This window comes from Paenibacillus sp. FSL K6-1558 (assembly GCF_038002565.1).
GTDB classification, from domain to species: Bacteria; Bacillota; Bacilli; order Paenibacillales; family Paenibacillaceae; genus Paenibacillus; species Paenibacillus polysaccharolyticus.
Map to the genome: position 1 here is coordinate 2,016,099 of NZ_JBBOCV010000001.1, position 18,681 is coordinate 2,034,779.

General features: G+C 44.6%; 18 protein-coding genes. 3 read left to right on the plus strand and 15 right to left on the minus strand.

The features are described 5' to 3' along the window. Positions 1-119 precede the first annotated feature (119 nt). The gene (locus MHI38_RS08590) at positions 120-494 is read left to right on the plus strand and encodes a VOC family protein (RefSeq protein ID WP_336120736.1); all 375 of its coding nucleotides are present in this window, start codon (positions 120-122) and stop codon (positions 492-494) included. Between the two features lie 14 nt (positions 495-508). Here the strand turns inward: MHI38_RS08590 and MHI38_RS08595 are convergent, their stop codons facing one another. The 9 genes from MHI38_RS08595 to MHI38_RS08635 form a co-directional block, all read right to left on the minus strand. Then, entirely contained in the window at positions 509-1,678 is a 1,170-nt protein-coding gene (locus MHI38_RS08595; RefSeq protein ID WP_341181167.1) for a GNAT family N-acetyltransferase, read from the minus strand. Next, the gene (locus MHI38_RS08600; protein WP_341181168.1) at positions 1,671-2,132 is read right to left on the minus strand and encodes a hypothetical protein; all 462 of its coding nucleotides are present in this window, start codon (positions 2,130-2,132) and stop codon (positions 1,671-1,673) included. The genes MHI38_RS08595 and MHI38_RS08600 overlap by 8 nt, the downstream gene beginning before the upstream one ends. 7 nt (positions 2,133-2,139) lie before the next feature. Beyond that, positions 2,140-2,838, minus strand: a complete 699-nt coding sequence (locus MHI38_RS08605) for a DUF4274 domain-containing protein (RefSeq protein WP_341181169.1) — start codon at positions 2,836-2,838, stop codon at positions 2,140-2,142. 179 nt (positions 2,839-3,017) lie between these two features. Continuing rightward, positions 3,018-4,550: a methyl-accepting chemotaxis protein gene (locus MHI38_RS08610; protein WP_341181170.1), complete on the minus strand. Its 1,533-nt coding sequence runs from the start codon at positions 4,548-4,550 to the stop codon at positions 3,018-3,020. 333 nt (positions 4,551-4,883) lie between these two features. Further along, positions 4,884-5,927 carry a pectate lyase family protein gene (locus tag MHI38_RS08615; protein WP_090915149.1) on the minus strand — a complete coding sequence of 348 codons (1,044 nt, stop codon included), beginning with the start codon at positions 5,925-5,927 and terminating at the stop codon, positions 4,884-4,886. Between the two features lie 260 nt (positions 5,928-6,187). Beyond that, a complete protein-coding gene (locus tag MHI38_RS08620; RefSeq protein WP_221790268.1) occupies positions 6,188-6,592 on the minus strand; it encodes a hypothetical protein in 405 nt (134 codons plus the stop codon). Positions 6,593-6,629: 37 nt separating this feature from the next. Continuing rightward, the gene (locus MHI38_RS08625; RefSeq protein WP_090915156.1) at positions 6,630-6,962 is read right to left on the minus strand and encodes a hypothetical protein; all 333 of its coding nucleotides are present in this window, start codon (positions 6,960-6,962) and stop codon (positions 6,630-6,632) included. A 26-nt stretch (positions 6,963-6,988) separates the two neighbouring features. Then, positions 6,989-7,681: a hypothetical protein gene (locus MHI38_RS08630; RefSeq protein WP_341181171.1), complete on the minus strand. Its 693-nt coding sequence runs from the start codon at positions 7,679-7,681 to the stop codon at positions 6,989-6,991. Positions 7,682-7,749: 68 nt separating this feature from the next. Next, complete coding sequence (locus tag MHI38_RS08635; protein ID WP_341181172.1) at positions 7,750-8,211, minus strand: DUF6386 family protein; 462 nt, start codon at positions 8,209-8,211, stop codon at positions 7,750-7,752. A gap of 153 nt (positions 8,212-8,364) precedes the next feature. On the opposite strand from MHI38_RS08635, the gene MHI38_RS08640 reads away from it, so the two are divergent. Continuing rightward, positions 8,365-8,742, plus strand: a complete 378-nt coding sequence (locus MHI38_RS08640) for a PilZ domain-containing protein (protein ID WP_090915162.1) — start codon at positions 8,365-8,367, stop codon at positions 8,740-8,742. A 150-nt stretch (positions 8,743-8,892) separates the two neighbouring features. Here MHI38_RS08640 and MHI38_RS08645 read toward each other — a convergent pair whose 3' ends face one another. The 6 genes from MHI38_RS08645 to MHI38_RS08670 all read right to left on the minus strand — a co-directional run bounded on the left by MHI38_RS08645 (position 8,893) and on the right by MHI38_RS08670 (position 17,444). After that, complete coding sequence (locus MHI38_RS08645; protein ID WP_341181173.1) at positions 8,893-10,797, minus strand: beta-glucoside-specific PTS transporter subunit IIABC; 1,905 nt, start codon at positions 10,795-10,797, stop codon at positions 8,893-8,895. A 127-nt stretch (positions 10,798-10,924) separates the two neighbouring features. Beyond that, complete coding sequence (gene licT, locus MHI38_RS08650; protein WP_090915167.1) at positions 10,925-11,776, minus strand: BglG family transcription antiterminator LicT; 852 nt, start codon at positions 11,774-11,776, stop codon at positions 10,925-10,927. Between the two features lie 224 nt (positions 11,777-12,000). After that, entirely contained in the window at positions 12,001-13,431 is a 1,431-nt protein-coding gene (locus tag MHI38_RS08655) for a glycoside hydrolase family 1 protein (RefSeq protein WP_341181174.1), read from the minus strand. A 59-nt stretch (positions 13,432-13,490) separates the two neighbouring features. After that, the gene (locus tag MHI38_RS08660; protein ID WP_341181175.1) at positions 13,491-15,170 is read right to left on the minus strand and encodes an S-layer homology domain-containing protein; all 1,680 of its coding nucleotides are present in this window, start codon (positions 15,168-15,170) and stop codon (positions 13,491-13,493) included. A gap of 179 nt (positions 15,171-15,349) precedes the next feature. Further along, the gene (locus MHI38_RS08665; RefSeq protein ID WP_253499952.1) at positions 15,350-16,807 is read right to left on the minus strand and encodes a glycoside hydrolase family 1 protein; all 1,458 of its coding nucleotides are present in this window, start codon (positions 16,805-16,807) and stop codon (positions 15,350-15,352) included. A 343-nt stretch (positions 16,808-17,150) separates the two neighbouring features. Further along, positions 17,151-17,444: an antitoxin Xre/MbcA/ParS toxin-binding domain-containing protein gene (locus MHI38_RS08670; RefSeq protein ID WP_154887795.1), complete on the minus strand. Its 294-nt coding sequence runs from the start codon at positions 17,442-17,444 to the stop codon at positions 17,151-17,153. 147 nt (positions 17,445-17,591) lie between these two features. Between MHI38_RS08670 and MHI38_RS08675 the strand changes: the two genes are divergently transcribed. Continuing rightward, positions 17,592-18,656: a suppressor of fused domain protein gene (locus MHI38_RS08675; protein WP_308722887.1), complete on the plus strand. Its 1,065-nt coding sequence runs from the start codon at positions 17,592-17,594 to the stop codon at positions 18,654-18,656. Positions 18,657-18,681: the final 25 nt, after the last annotated feature.

The following is an 18,681-nucleotide window of genomic DNA, read 5'->3' on the forward strand; positions in this document are numbered from 1 at the left end:
TGAAATAACGCTTACATATATATTTTTGTAAATTTTTTCAATAAATTCAGATGAACTGCCTTTCTTCTTGTATAATAAACAAGAACCGACACTACGCAACTCCGAAGGAGAGACCCAACATGTTAATCAAACTCAACTGGATTACACTACGTGTGCGTAATCTGGAAGCATCGATTCACTTCTACCACAATTTACTTGGACTTATCGTTCAGCGCAGATTTGAAAGCCGTGGGCGTCAGATTGCCATGCTTGGTCTGGGTAAGACGAGTGAGACCTCACTAGAGTTAATTGAAGGTAGTGAGCAGGTATTGAAGCCGGATGCTGGCATCTCAATCGGTTACGAAGTAACGTCACTGGATGAAACCATGAAGCATCTTGAAAACATGCAAATCCCTATTCTGCGCGGACCTGTAGAGCCGAACCCACGTCTACGTTTTATCTACATTGTAGACCCGGATGGGTTCGAGGTACAGCTGGCCGAGCATCTGAAATAGGGCATACATCCACTTTACAGCTTCATGCGACGCATCAGTGGCACACCTATGCTGTTCAACAATCGGTCTAGTAATGCCCAGCACCATCGTCTGCGGAATGAGAGATGCCGGTCGTATACTGCGGAATATTCAAAATCCGCTATCGCGCCGCGATTACGTTTAAACTGCGCTGCACCAGCACTCTCATGTAGTAACACTCTGTTGTTTTGGGCTTGTCCAATGAGACAAGCAGACAACATGCGGTACAAACCGACAGATTGGGGAATGGTGGTATCATAGCCGAACAGTGGCGTGGTCATCACACCGTTGCGGGAAAAATAACCCATCACTGCATCCAAGCGCCCTTCCTTACGCAAGCCTTGTAGACTCAATGTTCCGTTCGCTCTGGCTCCAGCAATAAAACGCTCGTTGAACTGCGGGTTGTCATAGGAGTACTTTTCCAAATAAAGCATCCGGTACAGTTCCACAATTCGCGGGATATCTGATTCCGCAATATCTGCACCAGAAACCAATTCATAGCCATGTTTGTTCAGCAATGCCTGATCCCTTTTAAGCAACCAGCGCGACTTGGCGTTGCCGAAATTCGGATCATGCGCCTGATACATATAAATCTGCCTGCTCGGTATAGAGCGGCATCCCGCTTCCTGAAGCCCTTTTATCAGGTTCGCGTGCAGTTCGGAACTCAAAGAACGAAAGATCACCGTATGACCCGGATAGCGCTCTTTTACCGTCTCAAGTAAATTCGTGGCCTGCTCAGCTGTCATTGCAGGATACAGATTAGTAGATAACAGCCAGTTGTTCACATGTACAGCCTTGTTGATCCGGGATTTTTTCATGCCCCAGCCTATTAAACTGAGTAGCATGGAGAGTCCTTTTTCCAGCATCGGCTTCTGTAACATGGTCAGCTCCTGTTTGGCGTACCGCACATAGTGAGTATACGGGGAACAGACATAAGCATTATCATATTCCTCATCATTCACGGTCACCGGCAGCACAAGATTATCTATCCGGGCAAGGAGCAACGTGGTCTTTACGTTAGTCATGTATTCTGTAGTTCCTTGCATCATCATCGGTTCTAAATACGCCCTTGCGTACCTCGCATCCTCCGTATCGGGCCAATCCATGGTATGAAGCGAATGCCGATCGTATAATCGAACGCGAGTCTCCTCATTAGCTTTACTCATGAACGTTCTCCGATTTGGTCACAAATGTAGCAATCCGTTCTCCCGGTTCCAGATTCGGCCGATCATAGTAATAAACCATGCCGAACTGATAGGTCATCTGCTTCGCCACGATATAAAATCGTTGTTCTTCAAATTCATTTTCCAGGCAGAAGACTGTACCATTCCTTTCAAAACCATGCATCACCGAATTTAACTGAACGATCTCTTCTTCCGTGGCCAGTCGAAACCTTTCCACGATAAATATCGTCGCCGGACACAGAATGAACTCTACCTCATGAAAGGTGATCTCCACATTGTGATAATACGAAAAGTCAAAACTGCCTGCCAGCACCAACTGCTGGCTCTGATGCTGCATAGGCTCCGTAATGTAAAAATGCTCGATGTTACCTTCCTTCAGTTCCTGTTGCAACTGCCCTAGCTTTTGGTTCTGCTCATGGAAAGAGTCATGCCCCATTTTTGAATCAACCCTTTCTAGTCAAAAATGCCGCGAGGTGGCGATATGTAGACCCATCAGCTCTTGTATTCACTTCTTCCATATCCATTTCCAGCCAGTAGTCTGCCTCCATCAATTCAGCCATATCAAGCTTTGTGATCTCGGCACATTTGGGATGCTCAGCTGCTACAACCATCGGTCCGGGACTATCATCCCAATTAAAGCCATTCACCACTGCATGTATCAACACTTCTGAGTCCAGCATCCGAATTTTCTCACAGGCTGCATCGGAAGACTCCTCGTAAACAATGTCATCCACAATCTGTTGTTCTTCAGCCGTCAAAATCAAACGTATGGCTCCAGGTGTATCTAGCAGCATCTCTGCCATGTTTGGATTGCGCCCTCTTGCCAGGTTCCAGGCTGTAGCTAGAATGCCGTTGGGAGAATCCAGTCTCGCCCCATGTTCAAGCAATAAACGAATCGCTTCAGGCTGGTTGAACCTTACGGCTTTTTTCAAAGCGGTATCCCCGAGTTTGTCCTCCAATTCCAGTTCAGGATTGGCTTGCAGCAGACAGCGAATGCCCTCAAGAGGCGCACGATTAGTCAAGAAGAGCATAAGGGGTGTTCGTCCGCGTTCATCCCGTTCATTGACATCCAATGAGGATGAAGCTATAACTTCACAAAGATGCTCTATATCTTTGATTTTACTAATATCTGTCCAATTCAAAATGATCTCTCCTCACTACTTTTCTATTTCTACACCTACTCTATCTAAAAATATAGATCGCTACAAGAGACCTTTGAACGCCAAAAAAGCCCGCAAAGCGAGTAATTACGCATGGACGGGCCTATTGGCATAAACCTAATATGATCGGTTAACAATCTCTTGCAAGACGAAAGTCAGACTTAGGCTGATATCGTAGGGATTGGAACAACCTTTGCCGCAAGGGATGAATCTATCTCGGATTTGTTATCTGGTCTCGAAGCATGATGATTGGACACGAGATCACCTAGATTAACAATAAGCTTCTCCAGTTCGGTAAAGCTTGCCACCATATTTTGTGTCAGATTACGTTGCTCTTCCATACTCGCCAGAATCTCTTCCGTTGCAGCACTGGATTGTTGCGTTACACTGGAAATTTCGGATACTTCATTAACCACCCGAGTCGAGGATTCCTTCATCGTTGCTGAACTTGTTTCAATTTCTGTGGCCTGAGTCAACACATTTTGTGAATTGTTGTTAATGGACTGGAATACCCGCTCCGTTGTCAGAACACTTTCTGCTCCAACTTGCAACAACTGACGAACCCCTTCAAACCGGCTTGTCAATGCTTGTGTCTGTGTTCTCAGACTGGTGAGGATCGAGGTAATCTCACTCGCCGATTGGCCTGAGCTCTCAGCGAGCTTGCGGACTTCCTCTGAAACGACGGCAAATCCGCGTCCATGCTCACCTGCCCGTGCTGCTTCAATAGCTGCATTCAGCGCAAGCAGATTGGTTTGAGTGGCGATATCCGAGATACTGTTCAGCATTAACGTCATCGATTCACTCTGATCATTGAATTTCTTCATATCATCAGCTGTCGTGTTAATTGTCTCGTACAATTCATGCATCTGTTCGTTCAGGTAACCCATCTGCGCACTACCCGTCTGTGTACTTGAGGCCATACTTGCGGACAGCTCTTTCATCTGCTCAGAATATGACGCTACGTCCTTAATATGACGGTCAGACTGAGATAACGATTCGGAGATTTCGGCAATACTGGTCGCCTGAAACTCGACACCTCTTGCAACTTCGCTGAATCCGACCGTCACTTCGTTGGTGATGGCACCGGTCTCATCCACTTTTTGTTTCAATTGCTCCGTATAGCGGGACAACCCTGCAACAGCTTCTTTCACCCGTTGCAACATGATTTCCACGCGGGTGCGTGACTCTTCCACCTGCGCTCCCCGTGCTTCACTGTCCATGAACAATCGTTTGTTTACCCTTGACACGGTGATCATAATAATTCCGGTTACGATATACATACTGAAATTAATCAAATCGGCAAAGAGTTGCTCGATACTTGCAGATGACACAAGAACCAACTGAACCGTGAAAAAGGCAAGCATCACCGAAAAAGCAGTGTTATAGTGCTTGCTATTCGGATACAGCAGGAGCGGTGAAACAATTAGAATGCCTTGCACGGCATTCATCGCGTCACGACTTACGTAAATTCCACTGGCGATCACCGCTACGGTCACAAACCATGGAATGATATGTATACCTTTTTTCATGAAATTGCATACAGTAACTGCTAGAGTAACTACAACGGAGAGTAGCGTGGATAGCCATAGATCGGGAACAATAATCGTAATCCCCGCGCTGATGGCCGTTATGGCCCACATCATGTAACTTACTAGTTTGTTTCTCTGCCAAGTGATCTCATCAATACGATTCATGCTTACCCCGTCCTTTATGTAAGTTAAAAAAATTAACACATGTAGGCCACTATAAGTTTATTCTCAGTCCATAGTCCTGCTTATACGTAGTTCCGTAACTCCTGCGCCTTTAGCATAGTACATATTAACTTCATAAACGTGCAGTCAGCGCCACTTTATGTATATCGGCAATTTATGTCTAAAATTAATATGTCTTAATAAATATATGTTAACAAAATAAAATTCCCTGAATGTGCACCAAAAAAAAGAGCCTGCTCATGCGTAGGTACGCATAAAAGCAGACTCTTTACTCCATCTTTATCTTTTATAGTGATCTCATATGCCTTCCGGCTGTTACTTGCCAAATACCAATGTTGTATTTGATGATCCGGCATATTTCGTAACAAACTCACGTGCATAGGCCGCGCTTTCAACCTGATAGCTGTAGTTATTGCTTGGTCTCCAGTTGGTTTTTGGAGAAACCGGGCTGTTCAGAGCAGGTGTGCTACCTTTATCCGTAAATTCTCCTTTACCTTTGTCGTCCAGAATGCCGCCTTTTTCAGCTCCTGCACCAAAGTAGTTGTTTTCGGAATAAATACGGGCTTTTTCTCCGATCGTGATCGCTTGATTGAAGTTATTGGCGTAATTGTTTTTGATGTGGAAGAAACCATAACGCATAAGTCCAGGGCCACGTACATACAAGTTTTCGAAATAGTTATTGGACATGGTCACATGTGGCACACCATTATAACTACTATTACCGTCATTCGGGTGTCCTAGAATAATGCCGTATTTGTGATTCGCAAATTTGGAGTTACTGATCGTGATATAGTCTGCGCGGTCACCGATATACAGAAGCTTATCCAGGTCACTGCCGCCAGAACTGTAGTTATGACCCGAGAAGGTAACATGGTCGATCCAATAGTTGGAGCCGGAAGTGATGTACATCTGGATATCATCGTTGGCATTGATGTTCGCAGAGTGATTAAACGTCAGATTTTGAAAGATCACATTGCTTGATCCCGAAGTGGATCTGAAGTGAATGTTCGTTAATGTATGTCTGTCAAAAGAACCTACCAATGTTTTGTTGGAACCAAATTCAACTTTTTGCAAGCTGGATGAAGAAATATTCTGTTCCACAACGACAATCTTAGCTGTAGAGCCTGCCATGTGTGTTCTCAGATCATTCAGATTACTGACATACACGACCTGACCGTTCCTGCCTCCTGTTGTCGCCGCCTTGGATACACCGTTCTCATTCTTCGCATTACCTGCAAAACCAGTTAAACCATTTGTGCCCGTGTTGGGAAAGTTAGCCGCACCATATGTAGCAGGGGCTGTTGAAACCGTTAACAACAATAAAGTGACTGCGAGTAAAAGTAATGAAAACTTCTTCAAAATATCACCATCCTTTGTAATTTGTCCCTTAAACAACTCGATTATAGCTTGTAACCTGCATTGTGACAATACCATCATTGCAAAAAGACAATTATTTTATCTTTTTTGCAACAGCAGGTCAGATATCGTGAAAAAACAGAAAATGAGACCCGTTCAGGCTTAGCTCTTGAACGGGTCTCATCTTTTTCCTTAAAACCAAAAAAGCTCCTTAACAGCATCAGGGAGCTTCTATTTTTCTTGCACTCTAAATTTCATGAAATTCACAGATTACCCGTAACTTCAATCCCGTCAGCTGAAGCCAGCACGTTCCGAATCCAGGTTGTCAACGAATCCAGGAACACCCGCAGTTCCGGTTCAACAACTTCCACCTGATCCAACTCAGCTAAAATGCCCGGCCATACCTCTTTCACCATCGGATTATCCCAACAGGGATCAAACGCCTGCAGCTCTTCTCCACTTTGCGGGTCCGTTAAAGGGAAAACACGATGGATTGCCGGACGAATATGCTTGAAATCCTCATCATAGATGAACAGCCTATCCTCCTGTCTTATCTCATGCATCTCTTCGTTCAGGTATAGGGGAGACAAGGTAAACCCGATATTCCTCTCCGGGCCTTCATACTGATAAAGGAGCACCGGAATTTTACTTTTGGCTTGTCTTTGCACAACATTCACTCCTTTCCCGGAACACCACTTCAGGCACTCACAATTCGAACCATTCAAATACTTCTGGATACTGATTCGTCACACCCTCCATCTGCTCCTTCCAGGTTCGTCCTTCCTCCCCCCATATATGGAACAGGCAGTAAATGTATTTTTCACCCTCCGCTACTTCATCCAAATTGTTCGCTTCCTCCAGCCATACTTCCAAAGCTTTGGGCCAGGATGCATCGTCACGCAAAAGAACAAAACCATCCATATGTTGTTCTACGCTGTACATCCTGTTATGTGTCAGCGAAGCCGCCAGTCGCGTCAAGATCTCAGTCAACCTGCCGTGCTCCTGCTCCTTCGTTCTGATCCCATATTCCCAACCCATAACGTGATTCCTCCCTCAAACATCGTTTACCGGGCTTCACTTCGCTGCACTGTGTATCCAGATTGCTGTAGTTCATCCATTGCAACGAACACATCACGCTTTGGATTCAATTCTCGGATCAGGTCAGCACTAATCGGTGCATCGTTATATATTTCAGTCACAGCAGTCAAAGACATATCCTGTATATCGTAGTAATCTTTTGCCCAATCGATGTATGATTCCGGTGTTTCCTCGATATAACCAAGCAGAAATGCTACCCCACCCTCAGCATCCGATTCGTTCTCCTGAGCCATAGCAAGTCCAATCCAACTGCCTGTTTTCCACTCAGGACTGTGCACTTCCTGCCAAATACAGAAGGTCACATCCTCTCGAGCCAGCGTTTCCTCGTGTTGATCTAACAGACGTATGAAATCCTCTGGTACCTCATCGTACATTCCCGGATAAGTTGCATCATCCTCTCGGTTATGCGGACTAAGCGGGGATTCATGATCAACCCCTTTGAGTAACGTGCCCGTATTCGTAAACAGAGCATGCAGATGGTCCCCTGCCCCGTTATCTACACTTCCCCATGCACTATCTGGCTGGAGTGTGTTACTGTGATAACGATGTACGCGGAGCCATTCCTCCTCTGACAGAATGATATCAAGTGCCGCAAGCGCTCTTATCCGCTGGTGCAAAAGAGAAGCATTCATGATCGGTGTCCCGCTCCAATGATGCATATCCATCTCTCCTAAAAATGACTTATATAAGTATGTAGTGTAATTAAATTAATCCATGCAAGACCATGCTATAGTCGGATCAAATCCTGTAGCTTGTTCTTCCCTTGGTCACTAGGTTGGATCGTAACCGATATCTGATTTTCCTTTTTAAACACAGTACACGCATAATTTCCAGAGTTTAGCTGTAAGAAAACCCCTTGGGATAATTCATCCGGTTCCAGTTCACCGCCACTGACATCATCTGCTGCCCCTAAGTAAACTGTGCCCGAAGGAACCTGAAAATAATATATCTGTCTCGGCTCCGCTTCACTCCCGGTTTCCAAAACCGTTTCTTGCACATTCCAGTGCACTTCATACGTTCCGTCCTCACCCAGATTCAGGAACAGACAATGATCTGCGTTGACCTCCTCCAGTTCATCATCCGGGATCGACCACCAGTCAGGTGTATCCTGGAGACGATGCTCTAATGACGCCAGATCATAACAACATAATGTGGCTGTATCCGTATCCATCTGAAATGTTCCTTGCATATTCATCCTCTCCTTCATTTTTTTATTATAACAAGCCAGCCCCACACATAAAATCGAACTCCCGAACCATCTCTGTAACGTTACTCTTCATTTCTGGTTAACAACTGACGATATATCCATAACGGAATTTTTTTGAACTTGATGGAGGAATCTATGCCAATTAATAATAGGAAAGAACCTTTTCGTTATACTCTGAAAGAACCTATGCACTTCGAAATCTATATCCTGAGCATTAATGGCATGGACGGTCCTTCCAAGCCTATTCAGGCCGAATTACGTGATATCAGTCGTTCGGGCTGTCAGCTTGCTTTTCCACTGTCCCTCCCTGTAGAAGATAACGATATTCGCATCGGCATCAACTTGAAGCTGTTTGAAGACTTATTATATATTGAGGGCACACTTCGCTGGGGGATGGAATATAACATGGTATGGCGTTACGGTGTGCAACTTGAAATCGCAGTTGAAGATCAGGATCGCCTGTCCCGGGAAATGCGCATGCTCGCAGGACAAGGTAAAATTATCGTCAAATAACCATCTAACTATGTTTCCTTTAAAATAAAACTGATTCAGATTGCACAGGCCTCTCTACAATGTACATAGAGAAATCTGCATAATTAAAATGAAAAAAGCAGTTGCTTCTCTGGATATATTCCAGGAAGCAACTGCTTTTGTTATATTGAATTATGCTTTTGCCGTGAACAACAGTTCTTGTTCCTTAACGGTTGTACGACCAGCAGACTCAATAGAAGCATATTGATGCATATTGGTTATGATTACCGGTGTAATCGTTGTATAACCCGCTTTTTCAATCTCTTCCCGGTCGAATTCCATCAAGACATCACCCACAGAAACCTTGGTGCCTGCCTGAACTTTAGGAGAGAAGAACTGGCCTTTCAACTTCACCGTATCAATCCCGATGTGAATCAGCATTTCCGCACCTGTATCACTTACGAGACCAATGGCATGTCCGCTCTTCGATAATGAGAATACCGTTCCGTTGATTGGAGAAACAACGCGGCCTTCTGTCGGTTGAATTGCAAAACCTTTACCCATAATTTCTTCAGAAAACGCAGGGTCAGGAACTTCACTAAGCGGTTTCACTTCACCCGTGATCGGGCTAAATACTTGCTCATCTTGTGCTTGTGTTTCTTCCGTTACTGCTGGAGCAGTCGTTGTTGCTGACGTTACAGTTTCTGTAGAAGCTGAAGTTGCAGCTGCTTGCGGAGCATTATTTTCCTGGAATCCCAAGATGTACGTAATTAATGCTGCAGAAGCAATCGCAATGAAACCACCCAGTATACCATAAATCAATGTGCTGATGGACGGACTGATAAATGCTGCAAGTCCCGGCAAACCTACAAGGCCTGTTAGTACAAATGCTTTAACCTTAACAATACCCATAAAGCCACCACCGATTGCCCCACCGATGAGTGCCGCAATAAACGGTTTTTTGTATCTCATATTAACACCATACATCGCTGGTTCAGTAATCCCCATAAATGCTGTCAGACTTGTGGAATAAGCCAGTGATTTCGTTTGTCCATTTTTGGAACGAAGCCCTACACCAAGGGCTCCACCCGCTTGAGCCCAGTTTGCTGCTAACATCAAAGGAATAATAAAGTCATAACCGAATTGTGTCATAGAACCTACAATGATTGGCAACAAGGCGTAGTGCATACCTGTGATGATTAACAGCGACATTGTACCACCAATCAGAATACTTGCAAGGATGGACGCATTATCGAACAACCAAGCAATACCGCCAGACATACCATTACCGATAATGGAACCCAGTGGTCCAATCGCAATCAATGTAAGTGGAACCATGATCAGCAAGGTCACCGTTGGTACGACGATGAGTTTTACTGATGAATGGGTAATGCGGTCAACCGCTTTTTCCACGTAAGCAGCAATCCAGATCGCAATAACAATCGGAATAACCGTTGAGGAATAGGTTGCTGCGACGACTTTAATCCCCGCGAACGATGAGTTTCCCTCTGCCAGTAAAGCTGTAATGGTTGGATGCATAATCCCGGCTGCAAGCGCTGCACCGATATACATATTGCTTCCCAATTTCTTAGCAGCACTGATGGCAAGAATGATTGGCAGGAAGTAGAATGCACCATCACCGATCGCAGATAAGATAACATAAGTCGAACTCTTATCAGACAGCCAGCCAAACGCAACAAGGATTGCCACGATCCCTTTGATCATACCTGCGCCGGTAATCGCCGGGAGGATTGGAGTAAATACGCCTGAGATGAAGTCAAACAGGGCACTTATTGGATTTCTCTTTTGTTTCGGGCCTGTAGAAGCCGTAGAAGATCCGGCGTTTGCACCTTTGGACATGTTGCCTACCAGCGCGTTGTATACCTTCGGTACATCGTTACCGATGATAACCTGGAACTGTCCGCCATTCTCCATAACACCCATAACTCCAGGTGTATTTTTTAATGTTTCTTTGTCCGCTTTTTTGTTGTCATTCAAGTTAAATCTGAGTCTTGTCATACAGTGGGTCACTTGATCTACGTTTTCTTCGCCACCAACAAGCTTCAGAATATCTTTGGACAATTGTTGTTTATCCATTGTGTTTTGCTCCTTTTATGTGTATTGAAGGTTTAAAAAAAACCTAAACACCGAATCATGACAAAGCAGAATAGCTTATCATGTTTCAACGTTTAGGTTTTGCCTTTTTTGCAGTAACAATCCCAAATTATTCGATTGTTTGTTCATTTCGGACAATACGTTCGATATGGATCGTGAGATACAACACTTCTTCCTTCGACAAGACCCGATTATAGATTTTACGTGTATAATCGTTAATCTTGACTGCACAAGCATGTGCTTCCGGATATTGTTTACTCACCAGATCATGAAGCGGATTATCCTCTTCCTTGTCTTCAATCGCTGTACCTTGCAGTACCCGTTGAGCGAAAAACTTCAAATGGGTCAGGAATCGGTAATAACTTAGTGAATCTTCGTCGAGTTCGATCACGAAACTGCGCCGAACGATGTTGAGAATATCCTTCACGATATTCGTAATGCTGATCGTTTCTCTCATCTCACCATTCATCTGGGCGTTAACCAGATGCATCGCGATGAATGCACATTCGTCCTCGGGAAGAAGAACACCTAGCGTTTCTTCAATAATCTGCAATGCCTTGAGACCGATCGCATATTCCTTCCGGTACATACGCTTGATTTCCCAAAATAATGCATTGCGGATCTGCAATCCTTGACGATGTCGGTCAATAGCAAAATGAATATGATCCGTCAGTGAAATGTAGATGCTTTCATGAAGCTTCTCACCCAGTACCGTCTCAGCGTAACGAATAATCTCATCCGAGCATTCCACATATTCCACCGGAATATCAGACAGAAGCGTCTTCAATTTCTGAGATACTTCTTTACTTTCGAGCGAAAATATTTTTTCGACGAGACTCTCGTCGATGAATTCACCAGTATGCTTTTTGAAGGCAATTCCACGCCCCATAACGACCAGTTCGTTACCTCCCGGGTCAATTACAGTGACTACATTGTTGTTAAGCACCTTCTCAATTTTCATTTCTTCACATCACCTTGCACCGTCAAAGTAGTAAAAGGCAAAACCAAAACAGGTCATGAAGTATGCCTGCCTCTGGTTTTGCCTGATTGAACAGTAACAATCCAGTATTCTTTAGCCTTGGGCCTATCTTACCATATTAAATCGCATGTGACAACGTTTTTCTGAAAGCGGTTAATGTGCGTTAATGCGACATAAAAGGCACTCATACAACAATGACTTTGGAATTATGCTTTTGCATTATTATCGACAAGACTTGCGCCATTTGTACTAATAACTTCTTTGTACCAGTGGAACGATTTCTTCTTATAACGCTCTAGTGTTCCTGAACCGTCGTTATTACGGTCTACATAGATAAAACCATAACGTTTCTTCATCTCTGCTGTAGATGCACTTACCAAGTCAATGCAGCCCCATGACGTGTATCCCATGACTTCGACACCATCTTCAAGCGCTTCACCAACTTGCACCAGGTGATCATTCAAGTATTGAATGCGGTAGTCATCATGGACTGTTTTATTGCCGTGTTCATCTGTAATGAGCTCATCGACAGCACCCAGACCGTTTTCGACAATAAACAATGGTTTCTGATAACGGTCCCAGTATTTATTGAGGGTTACACGCAAGCCCTGAGGATCAATCTGCCAGCCCCATTCACTTGCTTTCAAGTAAGGGTTCTGAACTCCTGCAAACAGGTTTCCTTTGCCCTCTTTACGTTTCTCCGGATCACCGGTCTCACAGATACTTACATAATAGCTGAAGGAGATGAAATCTACGGTGTGCTTGAGAATTTCCTCATCCCCATCTTCGAACTTAATGTTGATGTTATTCGCTTTGAAATAGCGATTAATGTATTTTGGATAATACCCACGTGCATGGATATCGGCGAAAATATCATTACGTTGCTCCGCGTGCATCGCTGCAACAACGTCGTCTGGATTCGGTGTGAGCGGATATGTCGGCATGCTCAGCACCATGCACCCGATTTTCGCTTCCGGCATAATCTCATGGCCCAGTTTGACAGCAAGCGCACTGGCTACCAATTCATGATGGATCGCCTGGTACAGATCCTGCTTGGACAATTCGGATTTCGGTGTATAAATACCACCGCTCATGAATGGTTCTTCCAGAATGGAGTTGATCTCATTAAACGTCAACCAGTATTTCACTTTGCCTTTAAAACGATTAAACAGCACAGTGACATAACGTTCGTAAAACTCGATCATTTTACGGTTAACCCATCCATCATAGGTTTTAGACAAATGTAGCGGCGTCTCGTAGTGAGAGATCGTTACGAGCGGTTCAATGCCGTATTTGTGACACTCATCGAACAGGTCATCATAGAATTGCAGACCTTTCTCGTTAGGCTCCAGTTCGTCCCCTTTAGGGAAAATGCGAGACCACGCAATGGATGTACGGAACACCTTAAAGCCCATCTCGGCAAACAGTTTGACATCCTCTTTGTAGCGATTGTAGAAATCAATACCGATCAATTTCAAGTTATCTTCGGTAGGGCCTTCGGTTCTTGGTGTTGTAATTCCATGTGGCATAACGTCCTGTACAGACAGACCTTTGCCATCGGCATTATAAGCTCCCTCAAGCTGGTTGGCCGCTACCGCGCCGCCCCACAGAAAATCCTTCGGAAATGGTGTAGTCATTTTGCTTCATCCTCTCAACAATTGAATATCTAGAATGTATTTTATTTCCGTTCCAAACTTTATTTTGTGCCCACTTGCTCAAGTCGCTGCATGATTTGCTCAAGCTGTGCACCTGTTACGATTTGCTTCATATCAAACTTGCCTTTGCTCACACCCGCCATTACACCAGCACGAGCACTATTCTGAATCGCCGCATATGCCCAATGCTTACTGTCGACATCGCCAAACATCAGCTCCACTGAATCTGTAGCAGGCTTCCAATCCTTATTAGTCAGGATCTGGTCTACAATAACTGCCATCTGCGCTCGTGTTACTTCGCTCTCTGGAGCAAACATTTGATTGCCGATGCCTTTCATCAGTCCCGCCTTGGTCACCTTTGCAATGGCTTGAGCAGCCCAGTCGGGAGCGCTGTCCACATAAGGATATTCCTCAGTTCCTTCCGAAAGTTGAAGAGCATCAGCCAGAACCATTGCAATCTGCGCGCGTGTTACAGGTTCAGAGGGTTGTACAGCATGCTCTGATGAGGAACCTGTCTGCTCTCCAGCTGTGCCTTTATGAAGTTTGAACAGACTCGCGATAACCTCTTTATTGTTGAAAGCAGGTACCCATGACCAATGTTTCAAACCTCCATAGAATCTATGACTATCCATGTATGCATCATCGTATAAAGTTAAATGCACCTGTTTAGCACCCATCTCCGTCAATGCCTGATAAGCAAGTGAACTAGTACGACTATCTGTTGTTGGATCATTTTGAGCGTGCATAATCCATATCGGCACATCCACAATGCCCTTCAGTTCTTGCTTGAATGCATCAACGGAACCCGTATAGTCCGCAATGGTATCTTTGGCAGCAACGATAATTGCTCCAGCAAACAAGTCAGGATACTGCATCAGGAAGCGGAATGCACCTCCACCACCACTGGATACACCAGACAGATAGATCCGGTCAGGGTCTACTTCACCTTCGGCAACAAGCTTTTGAATCAACTCAACCTGAGCTTCAAAATATGCCTTCATTATTGGTAGTTGCTCTGCATTGTTGTAAATTTTGAAGCTGTAATTCTCAGGATATTGCACCGCAAGTACAGAAGTATCATACCCTGATTCCGTCCAGACTACTGCACCGCGATTCGCGGTTAAATGATTGCGTCCGTCCGTTCCAACTTCACCACCGCCGTGAAGCCATACCATAAGCGGCTTCGCTTCCTTGGAAGGACTGCGTTTCAAGTTATAAGATAACGTTACACCGTTGCTCGCTGTGAATTGTGCTTTTTCAAACTCATCCACGGTACGTGTTTTCACCTGAGTAACACTTTTTTTATCAAAAGAAAGCTCTGGATACGTTTTGCTGGTTACGGCAAACTCGGATTTCAGACCTCCAGGATATTTGAAAGGTTTCACGGTCATGTGGATCGTATGATCCTTCATGGATAACGTGATGCCGTCATCTTCATAGTTGTCTTGCACAATTTCTCCTGCAGCATTTAACGGATAACCGTCATAATTCCCTGTAATATCAAAGTCAGATACCTTCAGATTTTTGTATTTTTCCACGTCTGAAACCGTAATGTCGAAAGATTCGACCATCTCACCCGGATCACCAACAAACGTATTCGCCTGAATTTGCGTCACTTGTGCGCTTGCTGCACCTGTTGTCCCAGGCCAGATCACACTTAGACTCAGCGTTAGTGCTAACATACAGGAAACGTGTTTGATGCCTTTGTTCCATTTCTTCAAAAGAACCCCTCCAGCTCATGTGATGTTTGATTGCAAAGTAAAAAGCGGACAAGCGCCAACCAAAAGGGTTGTATGAAGCGAAAGCTCATATCACACTTTTAAGTCAGGTTTTGCCCGCCCCTGTGCGGTAACAATCCTAAGAATGTCATCGCTGAATATCAGATCTTTGTTTCAGGTGTTTACAGTTGCTCACCATTGCTGGCAATCACATTTTTGTACCAATCAAATGAATCTTTTTTGGAGCGTGCAAGTGTTCCGTTACCTTCATCATCGAGATCCACGTAGATAAAGCCATAACGTTTGGACATCTCGGATGTCGACATACTCACGAGGTCAATCGGGCCCCATGCCGTAAAACCAATCAGCTCAACGCCATCTTTGATGGCCTCTTTCATCTGTTCGATGTGCTTTTTGAGGTAGTCGACGCGGTACGAGTCATGGATGGAACCATCCTCTTCCACTTTGTCATACGCACCCAGACCATTCTCTACGATAAAGAGTGGCTTTTGATAACGATCCCAGAAGTTGTTCAACGTTACGCGCAGGCCGATCGGGTCGATCTCCCAGCCCCAGTCAGATGCTTCCAGATAAGGGTTTTTCACGCCGCCTGTCAGGTTACCTGCCGTCTCAGCCGCATCCGCAGAAGCCGACTTGGTCACAGACATGTAATAACTGAAGGAGATGAAATCTACCGTGTTGTTCAGCAAAATCTCATCATCGCCTGCTTCTTTTTGAATGACAATGTTATTCTCATCAAAATAACGCGCCATGTAGTTCGGGTATTTACCACGAGCGTGCATGTCCGTAAAGAAGAGATTAAGCTGATTCTCATGCTGAGCCAGTTGAACATCTACCGGATTACAAGTCGCTGGATAAGTTTCCATACGCGCAAGCATACAGCCCACTTGGGAGCCAGGAATGATCTCATGTGCAAGCTTCGTCACCATAGCACTTGCTACAAATTGATGATGCAATGCTTGATAAGTGGTTTGCAGTTTGTTGTCCACTTTATCGATTAGAATACCGCCGCCAGTGTACGGACTGAACACCATCACATTGATCTCGTTAAATGTCAGCCAGTATTTCACTTTGTTTTTATAACGGTTGAATACCGTTTCAGCGTAACGAACATAATGTCCGATCACTTCACGGCCTGCCCAGCCATTGTATTTTTGCGTCAAACCAAGCGGAGTCTCATAGTGAGACAGTGTTACGAGCGGTTCAATGCCGTATTTATGCAATTCATCAAATACTTCATCATAGAATTTCAAACCTGCTTCATTTGGCTCTTGGTCATAACCGTTCGGGAAAATACGTGCCCAGTGAATGGACAAACGGAATACTTTGAAGCCCATTTCAGCGAACAGTGCAATATCTTCTCTAAAACGGTGGTAGAAATCAATACCAAAACGTTTCGGGAAACGTTCTTCAATTTTGCCAGCGAGAATCTCTTCGATTCGGGAAGAGGAAATTTCCATGGCATGTCCACCCGTACGCTTTTCTTTTGGCACATGAGCGATCATGTCCGCTGTGGAGAGACCTTTTCCGTCCTTATCGAATGCGCCTTCCAATTGGTTCGCAGCTGTAGCGCCGCCCCACAAGAAGTTTTCAGGGAATCCTTTTTTTGCCGTGGTCATCATAACAACCTCTTTTCGAAATAATTTTTGGTTTTCCATACGTAAGAGCAACTCCAAAACAGAGCAGAAAACAAGAAAAACCTAAACTCAGGGTAAAATAGCACCAAAAAAAGGGGCTTTCATTTCACCATCAGTTTAGGTTTTGCCTGTCTGCACAGTTACAATCCATCAAAAGATGTTATAACGTATTCTGTTGTTTTGCTCTTGTGATGTAAGCGTAACATATTTATTTTGTAAAATCAAATTCACCAAAACTATGCGGCCTTCGGCCACATTAAGATCATCTAACAACGTATTTATAATAATTATTATCTTATTTCTAACATCATTTCTAAAACTATTTCTAACGTGGCATTCGCAAAATTGCTGCCCGTAGGGCATTGGTTCCTTCCTCCGTTTCCAGATAACTTGCAGGACTTTGGTCCCCCAGAGCTGGAACCTTTTTATCTATCCATTTCAATGCGGAATCTTTCATTTCACATAAAAGTACCCGGCCTATATCTTCTGGAATACCTCTTAATCGTGCCTCTTCTTTCCATTCATCGGGCAATTGAGCGTACCATTCATCAAATAGTTCAACAAAGGTATCCCAGTGCTCCTGTTTAAATGCAGACAAATACATATCTTGCATACTCATGTAACATTTCTCCTTCTCATTAAGATATGTAACTCCCTGGTCCTATCTCAGAGAATTCATCCTTAAGCCGCTTGTAGTCGCTGTTATAACTAGTAGACTTAATTTTAAATGATTTTCAGGGAGAGAACAATCAAGGAGGAACACATCATGACCGAAGAAGAAAACACATCGGGCTGGGACGCCATCGACCACGCTATACAGCAATTGTACGGAGAACAGGAACCTAAACATTATGGCACAGCCATTCCATATATGCTTGGCGGACCTGACCCACTGGACGGGATAAGTGCCTATGCGGTAGATACACCGATGCCTCATTGGCATTTTGTAACTTATGGTTTCTCGGAGCTCTACGGCAAAGAGGGCGATGATGCATCGAGAAGTGGATATGGTTTCGAACTTACTTTTCGCCTTACACGCTGTGAAAATGAATCAGAACCGCCGGCCTGGGCACTCAATCTACTCCAAAATATGGGGCGATATGTCTTCAACAGCGGTAACCTGTTTCAGCCCGGAGATTATCTGGATGCCAACGGCCCGATCTGCCTGAACTCCGATACACTCTTGACTGCACTTGCATTCATAGAAGATCCAGATTTACCTGAACTGAATACACCGAATGGTTCTGTTCAATTTATCCAAATGGTCGGTATGACCTGCCGTGAACTGGAGATGATTCAGAGCTGGAATACCCGCGGTTTCCTGGCTGCCTGTGAAAGCTATATGCCTAAATATGTAACGGATCTGATGAGGAATTCCTACGCAGATATCCCTTCGGTTATCCAAGCTACGGAGCGTGGCATTGAGGAAGACGGATCAAGCACCGCCTTTTTGTTCATCCAACAATTGAGCTGGGAGTCTCCACGCAAAAAACTGTTACAGAAAAACATCCCTGCCAAGCTTCAGCTAGGTGCCCAACAGGCAACTCTTCTGGGCAGCATCCTGCGGAGCCGAATCGCCAAAAAAGCAACGTTGTCCCTGATCGGGCCGGATATCAACATTGTCTTTGAAGCTGGGGAGCATGCATCTATGGTGGAAACGGAGCGAGAGGTCAGATTGACTGTGAATCAGCAAGCACTGAACGAAATTGTAGAGCAACTTCGTCCACAAGCCAGCTCCTTTCAGATCCCTTCACTGGACAAGTTCCTTATTGAGATTGTGCCCACGCAGATTAAAGATCAGGAAGGGAATGTGATCAAAACGATCGGCTAATCAACGCAATTGCATCAAGGAGGAA

What these genes read in the sequence shown, in the direction of transcription:
- MHI38_RS08610 (WP_341181170.1), bottom strand. Translation starts at nt 4,550, where the DNA reads ATGAATCGTATTGATGAGATCACTTGGCAGAGAAACAAACTAGTAAGT.
- MHI38_RS08665 (WP_253499952.1), bottom strand. Translation starts at nt 16,807, where the DNA reads ATGACCACGGCAAAAAAAGGATTCCCTGAAAACTTCTTGTGGGGCGGC.
- MHI38_RS08600 (WP_341181168.1), bottom strand. Translation starts at nt 2,132, where the DNA reads ATGGGGCATGACTCTTTCCATGAGCAGAACCAAAAGCTAGGGCAGTTG.
- MHI38_RS08625 (WP_090915156.1), bottom strand. Translation starts at nt 6,962, where the DNA reads ATGGGTTGGGAATATGGGATCAGAACGAAGGAGCAGGAGCACGGCAGG.
- MHI38_RS08640 (WP_090915162.1), top strand. Translation starts at nt 8,365, where the DNA reads ATGCCAATTAATAATAGGAAAGAACCTTTTCGTTATACTCTGAAAGAA.
- MHI38_RS08635 (WP_341181172.1), bottom strand. Translation starts at nt 8,211, where the DNA reads ATGCAAGGAACATTTCAGATGGATACGGATACAGCCACATTATGTTGT.
- MHI38_RS08655 (WP_341181174.1), bottom strand. Translation starts at nt 13,431, where the DNA reads ATGACTACACCATTTCCGAAGGATTTTCTGTGGGGCGGCGCGGTAGCG.
- MHI38_RS08595 (WP_341181167.1), bottom strand. Translation starts at nt 1,678, where the DNA reads ATGAGTAAAGCTAATGAGGAGACTCGCGTTCGATTATACGATCGGCAT.
- licT (WP_090915167.1), bottom strand. Translation starts at nt 11,776, where the DNA reads ATGAAAATTGAGAAGGTGCTTAACAACAATGTAGTCACTGTAATTGAC.
- MHI38_RS08630 (WP_341181171.1), bottom strand. Translation starts at nt 7,681, where the DNA reads ATGCATCATTGGAGCGGGACACCGATCATGAATGCTTCTCTTTTGCAC.
- MHI38_RS08645 (WP_341181173.1), bottom strand. Translation starts at nt 10,797, where the DNA reads ATGGATAAACAACAATTGTCCAAAGATATTCTGAAGCTTGTTGGTGGC.
- MHI38_RS08675 (WP_308722887.1), top strand. Translation starts at nt 17,592, where the DNA reads ATGACCGAAGAAGAAAACACATCGGGCTGGGACGCCATCGACCACGCT.
- MHI38_RS08590 (WP_336120736.1), top strand. Translation starts at nt 120, where the DNA reads ATGTTAATCAAACTCAACTGGATTACACTACGTGTGCGTAATCTGGAA.
- MHI38_RS08670 (WP_154887795.1), bottom strand. Translation starts at nt 17,444, where the DNA reads ATGAGTATGCAAGATATGTATTTGTCTGCATTTAAACAGGAGCACTGG.